The 15533-nt window shown below is 60.3% G+C and carries 14 protein-coding genes; 10 read left to right on the forward strand and 4 right to left on the reverse strand.

Going from position 1 to position 15533, the window contains the following annotated elements:
- Nucleotides 1–30: 30 nt before the first annotated feature.
- Both VSP_RS21445 and rpsN read right to left on the reverse strand, forming a co-directional pair.
- Nucleotides 31–282: an FmdB family zinc ribbon protein gene (locus tag VSP_RS21445; RefSeq protein WP_009963264.1), complete on the reverse strand. Its 252-nt coding sequence runs from the start codon at nucleotides 280–282 to the stop codon at nucleotides 31–33.
- 67 nt (nucleotides 283–349) lie between these two features.
- Nucleotides 350–619, reverse strand: a complete 270-nt coding sequence (rpsN, locus tag VSP_RS21450; RefSeq protein ID WP_009963265.1) for a 30S ribosomal protein S14 — start codon at nucleotides 617–619, stop codon at nucleotides 350–352.
- 355 nt (nucleotides 620–974) lie between these two features.
- On the opposite strand from rpsN, the gene VSP_RS21455 reads away from it, so the two are divergent.
- The gene (locus tag VSP_RS21455; RefSeq protein ID WP_009963267.1) at nucleotides 975–2399 is read left to right on the forward strand and encodes a class II fumarate hydratase; all 1425 of its coding nucleotides are present in this window, start codon (nucleotides 975–977) and stop codon (nucleotides 2397–2399) included.
- Between the two features lie 117 nt (nucleotides 2400–2516).
- Here VSP_RS21455 and VSP_RS36610 read toward each other — a convergent pair whose 3' ends face one another.
- Nucleotides 2517–3194, reverse strand: coding sequence for a response regulator transcription factor (locus VSP_RS36610; RefSeq protein ID WP_009963268.1), 678 nt, complete (start codon nucleotides 3192–3194; stop codon nucleotides 2517–2519).
- 174 nt (nucleotides 3195–3368) lie between these two features.
- Between VSP_RS36610 and VSP_RS36615 the strand changes: the two genes are divergently transcribed.
- From VSP_RS36615 to VSP_RS21485, 5 genes are all read left to right on the forward strand, one after another.
- Complete coding sequence (locus VSP_RS36615) at nucleotides 3369–4247, forward strand: LysR family transcriptional regulator (RefSeq protein WP_009963269.1); 879 nt, start codon at nucleotides 3369–3371, stop codon at nucleotides 4245–4247.
- A 213-nt stretch (nucleotides 4248–4460) separates the two neighbouring features.
- A complete protein-coding gene (locus VSP_RS21470; RefSeq protein WP_157210996.1) occupies nucleotides 4461–5354 on the forward strand; it encodes an outer membrane protein OmpK in 894 nt (297 codons plus the stop codon).
- Nucleotides 5355–5481: 127 nt separating this feature from the next.
- A complete protein-coding gene (locus tag VSP_RS21475) occupies nucleotides 5482–8238 on the forward strand; it encodes a molybdopterin-dependent oxidoreductase (RefSeq protein WP_009963271.1) in 2757 nt (918 codons plus the stop codon).
- Complete coding sequence (locus VSP_RS21480; RefSeq protein ID WP_009963272.1) at nucleotides 8235–9671, forward strand: NCS2 family permease; 1437 nt, start codon at nucleotides 8235–8237, stop codon at nucleotides 9669–9671. Before VSP_RS21475 ends, VSP_RS21480 begins: the two co-directional genes overlap by 4 nt.
- Before the next feature lie 15 nt (nucleotides 9672–9686).
- On the forward strand, nucleotides 9687–11075 hold the full coding sequence (locus tag VSP_RS21485; RefSeq protein ID WP_009963274.1) for an 8-oxoguanine deaminase: 1389 nt from the start codon (nucleotides 9687–9689) through the stop codon (nucleotides 11073–11075).
- Nucleotides 11076–11088: 13 nt separating this feature from the next.
- Here the strand turns inward: VSP_RS21485 and VSP_RS21490 are convergent, their stop codons facing one another.
- Nucleotides 11089–11718, reverse strand: a complete 630-nt coding sequence (locus VSP_RS21490; protein ID WP_156345155.1) for a nucleotidyltransferase family protein — start codon at nucleotides 11716–11718, stop codon at nucleotides 11089–11091.
- A 55-nt stretch (nucleotides 11719–11773) separates the two neighbouring features.
- On the opposite strand from VSP_RS21490, the gene VSP_RS21495 reads away from it, so the two are divergent.
- The 4 genes from VSP_RS21495 to uraH all read left to right on the forward strand — a co-directional run bounded on the left by VSP_RS21495 (nucleotide 11774) and on the right by uraH (nucleotide 15522).
- Nucleotides 11774–12604, forward strand: a complete 831-nt coding sequence (locus tag VSP_RS21495; protein ID WP_009963277.1) for an FAD binding domain-containing protein — start codon at nucleotides 11774–11776, stop codon at nucleotides 12602–12604.
- A 31-nt stretch (nucleotides 12605–12635) separates the two neighbouring features.
- Nucleotides 12636–13607: an antibiotic biosynthesis monooxygenase gene (locus tag VSP_RS21500; RefSeq protein ID WP_009963278.1), complete on the forward strand. Its 972-nt coding sequence runs from the start codon at nucleotides 12636–12638 to the stop codon at nucleotides 13605–13607.
- Between the two features lie 1029 nt (nucleotides 13608–14636).
- Nucleotides 14637–15137 carry a 2-oxo-4-hydroxy-4-carboxy-5-ureidoimidazoline decarboxylase gene (gene uraD / locus VSP_RS21520; protein WP_009963282.1) on the forward strand — a complete coding sequence of 167 codons (501 nt, stop codon included), beginning with the start codon at nucleotides 14637–14639 and terminating at the stop codon, nucleotides 15135–15137.
- Nucleotides 15138–15165: 28 nt separating this feature from the next.
- Nucleotides 15166–15522: a hydroxyisourate hydrolase gene (gene uraH / locus VSP_RS21525; RefSeq protein WP_009963283.1), complete on the forward strand. Its 357-nt coding sequence runs from the start codon at nucleotides 15166–15168 to the stop codon at nucleotides 15520–15522.
- The last annotated feature ends 11 nt before the right edge of the window (nucleotides 15523–15533 follow it).

Below are 15533 nucleotides of genomic sequence, written 5' to 3' on the forward strand. Positions count from 1 at the left end.
GCGCGAAGCGTTTTCCGCGCCTCAACAATGTCAAAGTTTTTCGTAAGATCCATCACAACGCTTCTCCAGGATGGTAAATCCTGCACTTTTGGCGTCGGAAACAGACATCGGCTTGGATACCCGGGGGGTGTTCACGGACGTGATGACCTTCCTCACCGGCGTCTTGCACAGCGGGCACTCCGTGAGAGCAGGTCGGCTGATGGGACGTCGCAAATCAAACCCCTTGCTGCATCGGGGGCACCCGTCTTCAGGTTTGATGGCGATGTAGTGGTAGGTCGGCATCTACAAAAACAAAGGTGCTGCGTCGCAGCACCTTCGCAAAGTCAATTTGATGTAACCTGAACTGAAATTACCAGCTGGATTTGGTCACACCGGGAATGAGCCCTGCGGAAGCCATTTCACGGAAGGTCAGACGGGACATCTCAAAGCGGCGAATGAACGCACGGCGACGACCGGACACACGGCAGCGGTTGACGAGGCGAGTCGGGCTGGCATCGCGGGGAAGCATGGAGAGACCCACGTAGTCACCCTTAGCCTTGAGTTCTTCGCGGAGTTTCGCGTACTTCTCAACCGTCTTCTGTTTGCGCTTGTTGCGTTCGATCCAGCTCGTTTTAGCCATAGAGCTTGCCAAGATATATAAAACCCGCCGCAGCGCAACCTAAAATGACGATTGTTTGCGCTTTCTTTTCGACGTCGGGGGCGGGAGACAGACAGTTTCCCTTCCCCAGAACGGCCTTGCAACTCTTTCCATCCGCCCTGGATCCCTCCCAATCCCATGGAGGGCTACTGACTAGCGCCACGCTGGCTTTGGCGATTCTGAAAACGATTCGTCGGAAAGACAAAAAAATCTGGCATGCCCGCCAATCCCGGCTATGCCATGCAACATGACTATCGGAATGATCATCGCAGTTTGTTTTTTGGTCGCGGGGGCCGTGGCATTCACCTATCTGAAGAAAGGCGCAATGTAATCGGACATGAGCACCCGCATTGAAAAAGACAGCATGGGCGAAATGCCCGTGCCCGCTGAAGCGCTCTACGGTGCCTCCACCCAGCGCGCCGTTCTCAACTTTCCCGTGAGTGGCCGGCCGGTCCCGTACCCGGTGGTGCACGCCTATGGGCTCATCAAGTGGGCCGCCGCCAAGGTGCACGCCGACCTCGGCATCCTCGCCGCTGACAAGGCCGCTTTGATCGAACAAGCCGCCTTGGAAGTCGCGGCTGGAGATCTGGACTCCCATTTCGTGCTGGATATTTACCAGACAGGCTCCGGCACGAGCACCAACATGAACGCCAATGAGGTCATCTCCAACCGGATCTGCCAGATCGCTGGCAAGCCGATTGGCGCCAAAGACCCCGTTCATCCGAATGACCACGTGAACATGGGGCAGTCGTCCAACGACACCTTCCCCACCGCCATCCACGTCGCCGTCGCCCAGGAGTTGCTCAACAAGCTTGTCCCCTCTCTTCAGAAGCTACAGGCTTCCCTCGAAGCCAAGAGCAAGGAGTTTTGGGATGTGCTTAAGATCGGTCGCACCCATCTTATGGACGCGACCCCGGTTCGTCTCGGGCAGGAATTCAAAGGGTTCGCCCGTCAGGTAGATCTCGCCGTGGATCGCTCCCACAAGGCCATCAACGCCATTCTCGAGCTTCCGCTCGGCGGCACCGCAGTGGGCACGGGTCTGAACTGTCACCCTGATTTCCCTGCCAAAGCAATCGCGCTCCTTGCGGAGAAGACCGGCATCGCCTTCCGCGAGGCCAAAGACCACTTCGAAGCCCAGTCCGCCAAGGACGCCCTCGTCGAGGCCAGCGGCCAGCTCAAGACCATCGCCACCAGCCTGTTCAAGATCGCCAATGACGTGCGCTGGCTCGGCAGCGGACCGCAGTGCGGCATCGGAGAAGTCTCGCTGCCCGCCACCCAGCCCGGCAGCAGCATCATGCCCGGCAAGGTGAACCCGGTCATGTCCGAGAGCCTCATGCAGGTCTGCGCCCGCGTAGTCGGAAATGACACCACGGTCACTTGGTGCGCGGCCAACGGCAACTTCGAGCTCAACGTGATGATGCCAGCACTGGCAGCCGCGCTGCTCGAAAGCATCGAACTGCTGTCCAACGCTGCCGGCATCTTCCGCGAGCGCTGTGTGGACGGCATCGAAGCCAAGCGTGAACGTTGCAATGAGTTGATTGAGTACAGCCTCGCCATGGTGACCGGATTGAACTCCAAGATCGGCTATGACAAGGCATCCGAGATCGCCAAACTCTCCGCCAAGACTGGCACGCCAGTGCGGAAGCTCTGCCTCGAACGCCTCTCTGAGCTGGGGATCACGGAAGAGGAACTGACCGAAGCCCTGGATCCTGCCCGCATGACCGCACCGGATGCTGGCATGGTGGGAGCTGGCGGCGGCTAGTCCACACTTCAGGGAGCCACCCAAAAACTTGAAGGGTCAAAGCAGGCACTCGCCACTTTGACCCTTACTTTTTGCCGCACGGTCGAAACCGTGTGGAAGCAGCAACTCCCCAATACGCTAGTCCGCGGAGCGCAAAGACATGCCCGTCACCAGTTCCGAGCGGAATGTCATCTGCCACGGGACCTTTATCCCCGCCTCACGCGCCATCGCCACCAGTTCCGGCAGCGATTCGGCGGTCATCTTCTCCATAATCCGACGGCGGTGAATTTTGATTGTTGCCTCTGTCGCTCCCAAGGCTTGGGCCACGGAACGGTTGGACATCCCTCGAATCAGCAGTTCCAGCACCTCCATTTGGCGCTGTGTGAGCGAGGAAACCCGGGTGTGCGCCTCTTTTTGTATAGCTCGTTTGGTCGCCAAGTTCGCCGAACGCTTGAGCGCCAGGCTGACCGCATCCATCAGGGGCTCACGTGGAGCAGGCTTGGAAAAATAGTCCACCGCCCCCAGTTTCATGGCGGCAACACAGGCCTCAACACCTTGCTTCGCTGTTACAAACACCAACTGATCGCTGCGCCCCCGTTCCTTGAGATGTCGCTGCAATTCGATGCCGGTCATGTCCGGGAGATCCACTTCAAGGATCACACACACAGGACTCGCCGCGTGACATCCAGACAGGAACCCCCTGCCGCTGGAATACGTTTCCGCTTGATAACCAGCTTCATCCAGCCATTCCAGTATCCGGAACCTTCCAGAAACGTCCGGATCGACCACGCATACCTTTGCGCTAGAGATTTTCATTATGTCGCCTCGTCAGGTTGTTGCATCCCGATGGAAATCTTGGAAACGGCAACCAAATCGCCGTCGTAAGAAATTGGTGAGTAGGGAGTTGCGCTCACACCAGCGATTGTGTTCGCAAGCAATCAATTTGTGAAATGCATTGTACGTATGCGTCCTATACACTAACCGTATGGCATGGATCTCCGTTCCCTGGGCGTGTTTGTCGAAGTGGTACGCCGCGGCGGCTTCACTGCGGCAAGTTCGAAGGTTGCGCTGACCCAGCCTTCCATCAGTCGCGTGATCAAGCAGCTTGAGGAAGACATCGGTCAGGTTTTGATCACCCGCCAGCATCGGTCCATCGTGCTCACGGACGCGGGAAAGATTCTCTTCCGACACGCCCAGAACCTCCTGCGTGACCACGCCGCACTGGAGACGGAGCTTGCGGATCTCGCTGGGTTAAAGCGAGGCGTGCTGACCCTCGGCATTCCACCCCTGAGCGGCACACTCTTTGTGCCACTCATCAAGCGTTACAAGAAGACCTACCCGGATATCGAGCTGGTTCTGTTCGAGAAAGGCTCAAAAGCCACGGAGCGAGCCCTCCTGGCTGCGGACATGCAACTGGGCACCCTCATCCTGCCCCTGGACTCGGCATTGTACGACTCCGTCCCCTTTTTCCATGATCGTCTCGCGCTTGCAGCGCCGCGCCATTCCCATTGGGCCACCCGGGAAAGTGTGAAGCTCAAGGAGCTTAAAGACGAGCCGTTTATCATCTTTCCAGAAGACTTCGCACTCAACGACACCGTGCGCAACGCCTGCGCCGCAGCGGGCTTTACGCCAGAGATCGCTGCCAGCAGCAGTCACTTCTCGCTGATTGCGGGGTTGATCGACAGCGGAGTCGGGATCGCCCTCCTTCCCATGTCCGTGGTCCGAGGGACCAACGCCGTAGCTGTCATCCGCCTTGAGGATCCCGATATTCAGTGGAATATCGCCATCGCGTGGTGCCGGGATTTTTACCTGTCGCACGCTGCCAAGGCCTTGGTCAATCTGGTGAAGGCGCATCCCATCGATTCCTGATCCCAGCCGGCAGGCGCTAAACCCACCATTGCTCTCACATCGATATACTCCAAAAGGCGTATGCGAGGAGTGCTTCCAAGCTTCGGGCAGGCATGTTCGCTGCTGCCATTTTCTATTTTCTCCACTACTTTTCCTCGATTGATCGGTTCACTTTCTGGCATTATTCGCTTTCTTAAATTTTACAAAACAACCTCACGTCATCCCCTCCCTGTGTTGAAGTCGCGTCCTTGCTCCCCTGTCCGCAAGATCACCTCGCTCGCCATTGCCAGCCTTATGGGATTGGCTGCCAGCACCCTCGCCGGTGAGCCAGTGCTGTCCTCTGAAAAGGCTGCCACCACCCCAGTTCAGGCACCCGGTTCGGACAAGTTCATCAACTTCTCCAGCACCAGCCTTTGGTACCTGTATGGCTTCAACTGGGACCAGCCCTTCGCATCCAGTCATGAACGGGACTTGATCACCCTGGAACACTTTCAGGACAACGCCTGGGGGGATCTTTTCTTCTTCACAGACTTCACCAACCTCACGACAGAAGGTCGCGGGCACCCGGAAACAGGGTTTGACCTCTACGGCGAGGTCAACCCACGCCTCAGCCTGGGGAAGCTGACTGGCAAGTCCTACCGTTTCGGTCCGGTGAAAGACATCTACTTTTATTCGGGCATGTTGGAGTTTGGCACCTCCGACTCCCTGGCCAACATCAACCGGACCTTCGGCACACACCTTGATAAAACCCAGCTCCGTCAGCTGCACGGCATGGCGCTGGAGCTCGACCTTCCGGGATTCGCCTACTCCAGCATCAACTTCTTCTGGCGGGATGACTTCGACATCAGCGGGAGCACCTGGCAGATCACCTATGTATGGGGCATCCCCTTCCGTCTGGCGGGCTGCGACTTCATGTTCAGAGGCTTTGCCGACTACAACGGGGCGGAAGGTGAACTGGCAGAATCCTTTCACACCAGCCCCCAGCTCATGATGGACCTGGGGGCCAAAGTGTTTGGCAAGAAGTCCAAACTCTGGATCGGCACCGAGGTGGACATCTGGGTCAATGAGTATGGCGTGAGAGGGCAGCACGATGTGGTGCCGCAGGCCGTGCTGGAGTTCGAGTTCTAACGATTGTCCAGCGCACCCCTGAGTCGCACAAAATCTGCGCGACATCCCCCCAAGTGTGCTGTTCTATGGCGTCAGACTCTCCTACAGTCGTCCCTATTCCTCAGCAGCCCTTTCCCGCACCCGGCCCATGCAATTGACCATCAATGGCAATCCCGCCGAGGTGGCCCCGCGACCGGGACAATGCCTGAGAACTTTGCTCAGAGAGCAGGGTTGGTATGGAGTGAAGAAGGGGTGTGACGCGGGTGACTGCGGTGCCTGCACGGTCTGGGTGGATGACAAACCGGTACACAGTTGTCTCTACCCTGCCTTCCGGGCGAGGGATCGTCGTATCACCACTATCGAAGGGCTGTCCCCAGCAGAGGGCCCCCTGCATCCGATGCAGGAGCAGTTCCTGGCAGCCCAGGGGTTCCAGTGTGGATTTTGCACTGCGGGCACCATCATGACGGCTGCCGCAAAATGCTGTGCCATGGGCGCTCCTATGGAGAGGGTCCTGAAAGGGAACCTCTGCCGATGCACTGGCTACCGGGCCATTCGAGATGCCATAGAAGGACATCGTCACGTGCAGGAAGACTTGCCCGGTGCCAGCGTGGGACGCAGCCTGGGCAGCCCGCTGGGCCCCGCTCTGGTCACGGGTCAGGCCCGCTTCACGGCCGACGAGCCCCCAATTCCTGATCTGTTGCATCTGAAGGTGGTGCGCTCTCCCCATGCCCATGCCCGGGTGGTGGCCATCCGGAAAGAGGCCGCCCTGCAAGTGGCAGGAGTGCACAGCATCTTCACATGGGAGGATGTGCCGTTGCACCGGCCTTTCACCAGCGCCACGCATGATGACTACCACGTGGACCCGGATGACACCCTCATGCTGGACCGGGTAGTGAGATTCGTCGGGCAACGTGTCGTACTGGTGGCGGCCGACTCGGAACAGGCGGCAGTTCTCGCCTGCGACAAGATTGAGGTGGACTACGAGATTTTGCCTGCCGTGTTTGATCCCGAGGAGGCCATGCGCCCCGATGCTCCGATCCTGCACCAAGGCAAAGACGCCGCCTCACGCATCTCCCACCCGGAGCGCAATGTGCTGCGGGAGATCCACGGCGAGAATGGCAGCGTGGCCGCCGGGTTCGAGGAAGCGGACGTCACCGTGGAGAACACCTATGCCACGCACCGGCAGCCCCACGTGACACTGGAGACGCACAACAGCCTGAGCTACCTCACGCCTGACGGGCGCCTGCATGTGCGCACCAGCAGCCAGACCCCCTTCCTGACCAAGGTGAAGCTGGTGTACCTGTTTAACCTCTATCCCGAGAATCTGCACGTGTACACCGAGCGGGTCGGCGGCGGCTTCGGCAGCAAGCAAGAGGTGCTCACAGAGGATCTCTGCGTGCTGGTGACGCTCAAGACAGGACGCCCCGCCCGTTGGGAGTTTACCCGGGAGGAGGAGTTCACCGCCACCACCACGCGGCATCCTTTCCGTGTGAAGGTGAAACTTGGCGCACGACGCGATGGCACGCTCACGGCCATGAGCATGCGGGTGGTCACCAACACAGGCGCCTACGGCAATCACGGCGGCGAGGTACTGGGCCATTCGCTCAACGAGGCCTTTGCCGTGTATCGCTGCCCCAACAAGCAGGCCGATGGCTACGCTGTTTACACAAACTGCGTCCCTTCAGGAGCTTTTCGGGGATACGGCCTCACCCAGACCGCCTACGCCGTGGAGTGTGCCATGGATGAGCTGGCCGCCGCCCTGCAGATGCCCCCCATCACCCTCCGCAGGAAGAACATGATCCAGCCCGGCGACACGCTCCTGAGCATCTGGCCTCATCCAGGTGATCTGGAGATTGGCAGCTACGGCCTTGCGGGATGCCTTGATCTGGTGGAAGAGGCGCTCGCCAGCGGTCGCGGAGAGTCCCTTCCGCTGGGCCACGAATGGAGCACCGGGCAAGGGCTGGCACTTGCGATGCTGGACTGCGGACCTCCCACGGAGCATCGCTCTGAGGCTCGCATTGATCTCCTCGCGGACGGGTCCTACCAGGTCTCCATTGGGTCCGCGGAGTTCGGCAGTGGCACGCTCACAGTGCAGCGGCAGATTGCCGCGACTGTTTTGGGGTGCCCTGTCGGATCAGTCAGAATGGTCACAGCGGATACGGACAAGACACCCTACGACACTGGCACCTTTGCCAGCACTGGCACACTGGTGGGCGGCGGCGCAGTGCTTGCGGCCGCCAAGGTGTTGAAGGAGCAACTCCTCCGGCTCGCCAGTCGCTACACGGGACAACCGGTTGAGTCCTGCCAGCTCACAGGGACCGCTGTCGCTTGCGCGAACCATACCCTTCCTTTGAGTGAATTGCTGACCCGGGCCGAGCAGGACGGGCATCGGCTCAGCGCCGTCCGCCGCGCCTACGCCGCCCCCAGATCGGTGGCATTCAATGTCCACGGTTTCCGCGTGGCAGTGCACCGCATCACCGGTCAGGTCCGCATCTTGCAGAGCGTGCATGCCGCAGATGCCGGGCAGGTGCTCAATCCCATGCAATGCCGCGGGCAGGTGGAAGGCGGCGTGGCTCAGGGCATAGGTTGGGTGCTCACAGAGGACATGCAACTCACTGTAGAGGGTCGCATCGCCAACCCCACGCTGCGCCATTTCCGCATCCCGGGCATGGCGGACCTTCCCGAGACGGAGGTGTACTTTGCGCACACACACGACCGCATCGGACCTATGGGGGCCAAGCCCATGAGTGAAAGCCCGGTCAACCCCGTGGCCCCGGCCCTGGCCAATGCCATAGCCAATGCGACCGGCATCCGCTTCACCGATCTACCTCTCACGGCTCCACGACTGTACCCGGCGCTTGCCCTCCCTTCCACTTTACCTTTACTAGACATCGCCCTCTCATGACGCCTCCCGGTCCCGCCTCCTCTGGTTTCCTCGAACGCCGCTTTCAGCTCTCGCGTCACGGCACATCGGTGAATCGCGAGATCATCGCTGGCTGCACCACCTTCGCGGCCATGGCCTACATCCTGGTGGTGAATCCGCAGATCCTCAAGGATGCAGGCATGCCCCAGGCCGCCGTGGTTACGGCCACGGCGCTGGCGGCCGCTGGAGCCAGCCTGTTGATGGCATTCCTGGCCAACTTCCCCCTCGCCCTCGCCCCGGGCATGGGGATCAATGCCTTCTTCGCCTACACCGTGTGCCTGACCATGGGCGTCCCGTGGCAGAGTGCCCTGGCGCTGGTGTTTGTGAATGGGTGCATCTTTCTGCTCCTCTCAGTGACAGGCATGCGGGAACGCATCGTCAACGCCCTGCCCAACTCTCTGAAGGCGGCAGTCTGCGCCGGCGTCGGGCTCTTCATAGGGTTCATTGGCTTGAAAAACGGCGGCCTCGTGGTGGGGCACCCGCACACGTTTGTGACCTTGGGTGACATCTCAAACCCTTCGGTGGCCCTCTTTGGCGTGGGCGTCCTGCTCACCTGTGTCCTGGTGGCCAGGGGCACCCCGGCGGCCATCATCATTTCAATGGCCGTGATCACCGTCATCGGCTTCTTCCTGCCGGACGGCAAAGGGGGCAACATCACCCAGATGCCAACCAGCATTCTGTCCCTGCCCGCCTCTATTGAACCCACCTTCCTGAAACTGGACTTCACCTTCCTCCTCAAAGAGCCGGCCAAGGCCCTGCCCGTCATCTTGACGCTGCTCCTCGTGGACCTCTTTGACAACATCGGCACGCTCATTGGGGTAACAAAACGCGCTGGACTGATGGACAAGAACGGTCACGTGCCCGGCCTGCCCAGGGCTCTGACCGCCGACTCCCTGGCGGCCATTCTCAGCTCTCTGCTGGGAACCTCCACTGTGGTCAGCTACATCGAGAGCGCCACCGGCGTGCAGGCGGGCGGACGCACCGGCCTGACCTCCGTGGTGGTGGCCGTGCTCTTCCTTCTGGCCCTGTTCCTGACTCCCCTCATCCTCATGATCCCCGGCGTGGCGGTTGCCCCCGCCCTGGTGGTGGTGGGCATCCTCATGTTTGAAAGCGTGAGCGAGATCGATCTCACCCGGTTCGAGGTATCCGCCCCCGCCATCCTCACCCTCATGGCCATGCCCATGACCTTCAGCATCAGCACCGGCATCGGCATCGGCCTCATCGCGCTCACCGTCATCTCCCTCGGCACCATGAACCGCAAGGGCAAGGCCTCCGCCGTGACAGAGCTCCATCGGGAGTTCGAGGAAGATCCGCCCGCCCGGCCTCGTGATCTGACGCCCTTCACCTACGCCCTGGCCATCATCTTCCTCCTGCACTTTTTTGAGAAGTGGCTCTTCAAGGTGATGGAAAAGTAAGAGCCCCATCTTTCCATGCCCACGCTCCTGGTCCGGAATGCCGAAGTGCTCGTCACGATGGACGGGCAGCGTCGTGAACTGAGGAATGCAGGCCTCTATGCGCTGGATGGCATTATCCAGCAGGTGGGGCCCAGCGCCTCATTGCCTGCAACAGCGGACGAGATTTTGGATTTAAGCGGACAGATCGTGCTGCCGGGATTCGTCAACACGCACCATCACCTCAACCAGACCCTGACCCGCTGCCTGCCCGCCGCACAGGACAACAATCTCTTCCCCTGGCTCCAAGCCCAGTATCGAATCTGGGCGGGAACCACAGAGGCGGCCTCCCGCACCAGCACGTTGGTGGGTCTGGCGGAACTGGCCCTGTCCGGCTGCACCACGGTGTTTGACCACACCTACCTCTACCAGAGCGGCAACAACGTGGATTGTCAGATTGACGCAGCCCGCCAGCTGGGGGTTCGCTTCCACGCCAGCCGCGGTTCCATGTCCCTCGGCCAGTCTCAAGGCGGGCTGCCACCGGATGACTGCGTGGAGGATGAAACCTTCATCTTGGCGGACAGTGAACGCGTCATCCGCACCCATCATGATCCCAAGGTTGGCTCCATGACCCAGGTGGTCTTGGCCCCCTGTTCTCCTTTTTCCGTGAGCACGGGACTGCTAAGAGACTCGGCCGCGCTGGCCCGCCAGCACGGCGTGAAACTGCACACACACCTCTGCGAGACCTTGGATGAGGAACGCTACACCCTCCAGCACTCCGCCATGCGCCCGGTGGAGTGGATGGAGACGCTGGGCTGGCTGGGGGATGACGTGTGGTTTGCCCATGCAGTCCATGTCAATGATGCAGAGATCCAGCGCTTCGCACAGAGCGGGGTCGGCACCGCCCACTGCCCCTGCTCCAACATGCGGCTGGCCTCCGGCATTGCCCCCATCAAGAAGTACCTGTCCGCTGGTGTGAAGGTGGGACTGGGCGTGGATGGATCCGCCAGCAACGATGCCTCCAACATGCTGCTGGAGGTCCGCCAAACCATGCTGCTCGCCCGGCTCGCTCTGGGACTGCGTCCCGCCGATCTCCCACCACCGACTCCAGAAAACTGGATGACCGCTCGAGAGGCATTGGAACTGGCCACGCTGGGAGGTGCAAAGGTGCTCGGTCGTCACGACATCGGTTCCCTCGAACCAGGGAAATGTGCCGACTTTTTCACTCTGGACCTGCACACCCTGAACTACGCAGGAGCGCTGCATGATCCGGTGGCAGCCATCGTGTTTTGCGCTCCCCAGGGCGTGCGGCACACCATTGTGCATGGACGCCCGGTGGTGAAAGACGGTCTGGTCGTGACCGTGGACATGCCGCAGGTGATCGAGGAGCACAACCGGCATGCCCTAAGGCTGGCAAGCGCGGTTTAGCTCATCAAGGGACTCAAGCCAGTCTCCCACTTTCAGCGCTGAGTCCCAAGATCCGCTCATACGCCCCTGGCACATTCATGTCGTCCAGCCACCAACTGGACGCCAGCTCAAGCACTCGCCTGGGGACGTGAATCTCCCGCAAATAGTCCCGCAGCGTGGCCGCGGGAGTCGATGCCAGACCAGCGAAGACCTGATACGGCAACACCACCGGGTGCCCTCGGCGACCTTCGCATTGAGGCTGGCAGATCTCGTCAACATGATGCGCCGCCAGATCCAGGAGGTCTTGAGCAGCGGAGCATGGAAACTGCGGCTGATCCACCAAGATCACCACCACACTTTGGAGCCCCTTCCGCCAATGCGGCCAGCCGGCAGCGGCACGCAAGGAGGACATCATGCCATCCTCCGGATGATCGTTCGCAATCACATTCGCCCAGTTCAAGCGCTTCAGCTCAACCGCCACCAGGTCATTGGCGGGATCAACGACCGCCACAACCTGCCGGGCCCCTGCAAAGCTCCACACGTCCTGATGATGCGCCAGCACCGTCCCATCTCCCCATGGGAGCAACGCTTTGGGACGTCCCATCCGCCGGGAGGCCCCAGCAGCCAGCACGAGAACCCCAAAACGATGGCTGCAATTTTTCACGATCTAGCGTAGATCATTCCGGCCATCCCTCACCTAAAAATCGGCGCATTCAAGCATGGATCTCCACCACATCACCGCCCAGCTTTCTCCTCAGTCACCGGACGAAGTCCCGACCTGGGAATCCGGGTTCGCTTGGTTGGCTGGAGGCACCTGGCTTTTCTCTGAGCCGCAGCCGGGCCTGCACACCCTGCTGGACATGGGGAGCTTCAATTGGCCGGCTCTCAATGTCGCGGAAGAGACTGGACTTGAAATCGCCGCGACCTGCACGATCGCCCAACTGCATGCCTTCGGCGGCAGCCCCAATATTCCGGCTTCCTGGCACGCCTCCCGTCTCATCCAGACTTGCTGCGAAGCGCTTCAGTCATCTTTCAAGATCTGGAACGAAGCCACCGTGGGGGGCAATCTGTGCCTGGGCCTCCCGGCCGGTGCCCTCATCTCCCTGGCGGCTGCGCTGGAAGGCACTTGCACCGTTTGGCCGCGGCAGGGTCCGCCACGCTCAGTCCCGGCCCTCAAGCTCGTCACAGGAGTGCAGCAGACGGTACTGCACCCCGGGGAACTCCTTCGCAGCATCCATCTCCCCGCATCGGCATTGCGGAAACAACCTGCTTTCCGGCGCTTCTCCCAGACTCAGGAAGGCCGCTCTTCTGTCCTCCTTATCGGCACTCGTTGCCCGGTCACAGCAGACATCCTCCTCACCATCACCGCCGCCACTGTCCGCCCGGTGCAACTGAGGTTTGCCACCCCGCCCAGCGCCAGGGACCTGACCGCAAGCTTGGACACAGCGATTCCTGCCTCAGATTATTTCAACGATCCCCACGGCACCCCGGATCACCGTCGCCATCTGGTTCACTACTTTGCGCCGCAGATCATCGAGGAACTGGCCTGACATCCGCTTGTCGCCCCCACGCGCTCACGCCATGAACGACTCGCACGCCACGCTGATCTGCACCCTCTCTGCCCGCACAGGTACCGGCATCAACCGGGCGGTGTCATCGTGGCAGATCCGGTTTCATACGAAGGTGATCCGATTTGAAGGTTTCATGAGCGCGGACCTTCTGCCTCCTCCTCATGCCAGCAGCCGGGATTGGAAACTCATCGTCCGCTTCCGCACCCCAGAGCAACTCGACCAGTGGATGCACTCTGCGGAGCGAAGCTGGCTCATTGCTGAGGCAGAAGAATTGCTGGCGGATGGTGCGGTCTTCTCAGAAACTCTTCCCGACAAAGAGGAAACATCGCATCCAGGAGGCGTCACCGAGATCATTCGCTCCCAGATCCGCCCCGGCATGGAGGAAGCCTACCGCCTCTGGACCCGGCGCACCCAGGAGGCACAAGCGCGGTTCGAGGGGTTTCGCGGCGTGCACATCATCGCCCCCACCCCAGGCAGCGGCTCCTCCGAGTGGACCACCCTCCTGCGCTTCGACTCAGAGGGCAACCTGGATCGCTGGCGTCACTCCCCCGAGCGCTCGGCCCTCCTGGAAGAAGCACGCGAAGTCATTCAAAAGACGGAAGCCACCCGCCTCAAGTCCCCCTTCCCCGGCTGGACTCCCATTGATCCAAACACCGGAGCCTCTCCGCCCCGCTGGAAGACCGGCCTGCTCGTTCTCGTCGGCCTCTATCCCCTGGTGATGATCAATCTCCGCTACGTGCGGCCATTGTTTGGCAGTCTGGACAGCACCCTGGTCACCCTCATGCTTAACATCCTCACGGTCGCCGCCACGACCTACGTCACCATGCCGTTTTTGGTTGGGCGCTTCAGTTGGTGGTTGATGCTCGACCGGACCGAAGGCGACCCGAGGAAATCGATGACAAATACCACCTGGCGTGGCCTGGGTATCATCGTCGGTATTTTGCTCGTGGAAGCGAGCATCTTTTGGATTTCACATGTCTAGAGATGCCAAATTCTTTCATCTCTGGAGAGACCGCGCACCAGCAATTTCCCAGATAGAGTCTGGGAAATCACCCTTCGCCTTGAGCTCGTCTCGCAATGTCTTGACTGCCTGGAAGGGCAAGTTCAGCGCCATGCGGCACCCGGCCAGATGCAGATATACGTGACTGGTTTAACCGCCATGTGAACTTGCCAAAAGTAAACCCCACCATCGAGATCCACCTCTGCAAACGCAAGAAGGACGCCATATAGGAGAAGCCCGACCGCAAAGCGACTAGGTCGAACTCAATCACGGCAGATCAACGTCGATCCAGCCGCGACAATCCTCAAGAGTCGGAACTAGAAACCTCATCACTGGCCGGACGCTCATCCTCGAAGGCCAGCCCCCTGAATCCACAGACATATTGACACCACGCATAGATGATCCCGAAAGTTGCGGGCGCGAGCACAAGGACCCCAATGACAATTACCCGCCATTGTCGACGGACAAACTCCCACTTCCAATAGGCATATCCCTCCTTGGGAGTCCCCTCGAAAGTCAGCATTCGTTCGTGCACAACACTAGCTACCGATTCGCACAGCAGCCAGATCAGTCCTGCGAGCACAACAGCACCAATGAGCAAACACAAGCCGACAAGAAGCGCACCGGCGAATCGCAAGAATTTATACACCAATTTCACAGCCGTCCCACAGCGAAACAAAAAGGGTGACTGGCGGCCTACCCCACACAGGGTAGGGCTCAGATGAAATTCAAACCAGCCCAAGTCAGTGGAAGCGTTCTGGGGCAGCTTTGCAAGCTCATTCCCGGGCGCTTGGTCGCAAAGTCAGCGTGCAGTTCCAGCCAGCAGCAGCTGGCAAAGGCAAAGATCTGAGCAAGAGCAAAGGCCTGCATCGGGCTGCGCCCGCGGAGTGTGCTGTAGAAGTTCGCTACGGTGCAGATGTGAGAAAGGCAAAAAGTCACCACACATCCCACGTCGCACCGTCCCTCGCATCTTTCGGTTGCTTGAATGGGCTCCATCGTCCCACTTCGGACATGCCTTCACTGTCGGAACTCAACACGCTTCCCCAAGACTCCTTCACAGACGCTTTGGCCGGGATCTTCGAGCACGCCGACTGGGTGGGGTTCCGAGCATGGACGCTTCGGCCGTTCGCTGATGTCGGCACCTTGCACGCGGCCATGTGCGCCGTCATGCACGAGGCATCCGACGGTGAAAAGCTCACTCTCATCCGCGCCCACCCTGACCTGGGCGACCGGCTGGCCACGCTTTCGCCCGAGTCCGCCGCAGAGCAGGAGGCCTCCGGTTTGAAATCATTGACCGAATCGGAGCACGATCGCTTTCAGTCCTTCAACGCCAGCTACAAAGCCCGCTTTGGATTCCCGTTCATCCTCTGCGCCAGGCTCAATGATCCACAGAGCATGCTCAGAGCATTTGAAGCCCGTCTCCCCAACGACCGCGAAACGGAGATTGCCACCGCACTGGCCGAGATTGAAAAGATTGCCAGACTTCGCCTGGACCAGCTATTCTCCAGGTAGATCCTTGCAAGCAAACACGCTCCCCGCCATGCCCGGCCGCATTTCCACACACGTCCTGGATACCTATCACGGCAAGCCTGCCGCCGGCATGCTGGTGGAACTGCACCGCCTGACCGGAGAGTACCGGGAGCGTCTGTTCACTGCCCGCACGAACGCCGACGGTCGCCTGGACGAGAGCATGGTGGATGCCGAGGAAATCACCACCGGGGTGTACGAGCTGCTCTTTCACACCGGAGATTATTTCAAAGACTCTGGCGTGGCCGTCGCCCACCCTCCTTTTCTGGATCTGGTGCCCGTGCGATTTGGCGTGGAGAGCCCACCAGCAGCTTATCACGTGCCCTTGCTGGTAGGGCCGTGGTCCTACAGCACCTACCGCGGGAGCTGACCCCGCACACA

The organism is Verrucomicrobium spinosum DSM 4136 = JCM 18804 (assembly GCF_000172155.1).
GTDB classification, from domain to species: Bacteria; Verrucomicrobiota; Verrucomicrobiia; order Verrucomicrobiales; family Verrucomicrobiaceae; genus Verrucomicrobium; species Verrucomicrobium spinosum.

Excerpts from the sequence above, each read along its gene's own strand:
- uraH (WP_009963283.1), top strand. The coding sequence starts at position 15,166 with ATGCCCGGCCGCATTTCCACACACGTCCTGGATACCTATCACGGCAAG.
- VSP_RS21475 (WP_009963271.1), top strand. The coding sequence starts at position 5,482 with ATGCAATTGACCATCAATGGCAATCCCGCCGAGGTGGCCCCGCGACCG.
- rpsN (WP_009963265.1), bottom strand. The coding sequence starts at position 619 with ATGGCTAAAACGAGCTGGATCGAACGCAACAAGCGCAAACAGAAGACG.
- VSP_RS36615 (WP_009963269.1), top strand. The coding sequence starts at position 3,369 with ATGGATCTCCGTTCCCTGGGCGTGTTTGTCGAAGTGGTACGCCGCGGC.
- VSP_RS21485 (WP_009963274.1), top strand. The coding sequence starts at position 9,687 with ATGCCCACGCTCCTGGTCCGGAATGCCGAAGTGCTCGTCACGATGGAC.
- VSP_RS36610 (WP_009963268.1), bottom strand. The coding sequence starts at position 3,194 with ATGAAAATCTCTAGCGCAAAGGTATGCGTGGTCGATCCGGACGTTTCT.
- VSP_RS21480 (WP_009963272.1), top strand. The coding sequence starts at position 8,235 with ATGACGCCTCCCGGTCCCGCCTCCTCTGGTTTCCTCGAACGCCGCTTT.
- VSP_RS21445 (WP_009963264.1), bottom strand. The coding sequence starts at position 282 with ATGCCGACCTACCACTACATCGCCATCAAACCTGAAGACGGGTGCCCC.
- VSP_RS21455 (WP_009963267.1), top strand. The coding sequence starts at position 975 with ATGAGCACCCGCATTGAAAAAGACAGCATGGGCGAAATGCCCGTGCCC.
- VSP_RS21495 (WP_009963277.1), top strand. The coding sequence starts at position 11,774 with ATGGATCTCCACCACATCACCGCCCAGCTTTCTCCTCAGTCACCGGAC.
- uraD (WP_009963282.1), top strand. The coding sequence starts at position 14,637 with ATGCCTTCACTGTCGGAACTCAACACGCTTCCCCAAGACTCCTTCACA.
- VSP_RS21500 (WP_009963278.1), top strand. The coding sequence starts at position 12,636 with ATGAACGACTCGCACGCCACGCTGATCTGCACCCTCTCTGCCCGCACA.